1 protein-coding gene is annotated in these 1,707 nt (G+C 68.5%); it reads left to right on the forward strand.

Annotated features, from left to right (window positions below; translation table 11 throughout):
* Nucleotides 1-234: 234 nt before the first annotated feature.
* Nucleotides 235-1,707 (forward strand): N-acyl-D-amino-acid deacylase family protein (locus ELR45_RS20765; protein ID WP_205856962.1); only part of this gene is annotated, 1,473 nt, incomplete at its 3' end.

The following is a 1,707-nucleotide window of genomic DNA, read 5'->3' on the forward strand; positions in this document are numbered from 1 at the left end:
GCGAGAAGTCGGCGTAACACGGACGGGGCACCGGCAAGCGCCGGTCTGGTGACCTCGGACGGATCCACCTGCATCTGATGAGTGGCCCGACGAGCACTGCGGGCAACTTCGTCGTTCGGTGAGCCCGACAAGGCGACGGCTGTCACGTTGTCCGTGGCGACGAGTCGACGCCACGCGTCGTTACCTATCCTGGCTCGCATCCGGACTGGATCCGGGCCAGGGTAGGGAGCACGGATGGCCCAGACGCTCGTTCTGCGCGGTGGCATCGTCTTCGATGGTCTCGGCTCGCCCGGCAAGACCGGCGACGTCATCGTGGCCGACGGCCGGATCAGCGAGGTCGGCGACGTGGACGTGGCCGGCGCGCGCGAGATTGCCTGCGACGGGCTCTTCGTGACCCCGGGCTTCGTCGACGCGCACTCCCATAGCGACATCGTCCCGCTGATGGACGATCCGCAGCCGTTCAAATTGTTGCAAGGGGTCACCACCGAGATCGCCGGGAACTGCGGGTTCAGCTTCGCTCCGGTGACCGGCGATTCCGCCGAGCTGGTCCGGTCGATGTACGAGGGGCTCGCGTGCGGGGTTGACGTCACGCCGGCGTCGTTCGCCGAGCTCCTTGCCACCGTGGAACGGCACGGACCCACCAACCACATGGCATTCCTGGTGGGCCATCACACGCTGCGGCTGGCCGCCAACGGCGCCGACGACGTGCTGCGCCCGGGCGCCATCGCTGAGATGCGTCGTCAGGCCGCCGAGGCGTTCGAGGCGGGCGCGGTCGGCTTCTCGACCGGCTTGATCTACCCGCCGGGCTGCTTCGCGCAGAGCGACGAGCTGGCGGAGATCGCCCGGGTGGCCGGTGCGTACGGTCGCGTCTTCGCCACGCACATGCGTGACGAAGGCCAGTACGTCGAAGACGCCATCGACGAAGCCGTGTCCGTCGCGAAGGCCGGTGGGCTCCGGCTACAGATTTCGCACTGCAAGGCCGCGGGGAAGGCGGCACACGGCAAGGCCCGTGCGTTGCTTGACCGAATCGAGCGGGCACGACTGGACGGGGTGGACGTCGTCGGTGACCAGTACCCGTACCTGGCCGGCGGCACTGTGATGCTGGCGCTGTTACCCAACCGGGCCGTCGTCGGCGGATCTCTGGCGATGGTCGAGCGGCTCTCCGACCCCGCACAGCGTGCCGGCCTGCGCGCGCAGGCCGGTGCCGGGCGGCCCGCCGATGGGATGTGGGCCAGCACGGAGCCGGCGAAGATCATCGTCACCGAGCATTCGGATGCAGGAGTCATCGGTCGCACCGTCGCCGACCTGGCGGTTGAGCGCGGGCAGGATCCGTTCGACGCGTTGTGCGAGTTGCTCATCGCCGACCCCGCAGCGATGATCGTGCTGGAGATGATGGCTGAAGATGACGTCCGGCGGATTATGGCCAGCCCACTGGTCGGGGTGGGTTCGGACAACGGTCCGCCGATCGGTCTTCAGCATCCGCGCACGTTTGGCTGTTTCCCCCGGTTACTGGGGACGTACGTGCGTGAGCATCAGCTGCTCACGTGGGAAGAGGCCGTGCGCAAGGCGACCTCGCTGACGGCCCGGCAGTTCGGCCTGGCCGGGCGAGGCGTCCTGCTGCCCGGGGCGCACGCCGACATCACGGTGTTCGACCCCGAGCGAATCGGTCACGACGGTACCTATGTCAACCCCGGTGTGCCCGTCGAG

This window comes from Phytoactinopolyspora endophytica (genome assembly GCF_004138495.1).
GTDB classification, from domain to species: Bacteria; Actinomycetota; Actinomycetes; order Jiangellales; family Jiangellaceae; genus Phytoactinopolyspora; species Phytoactinopolyspora endophytica.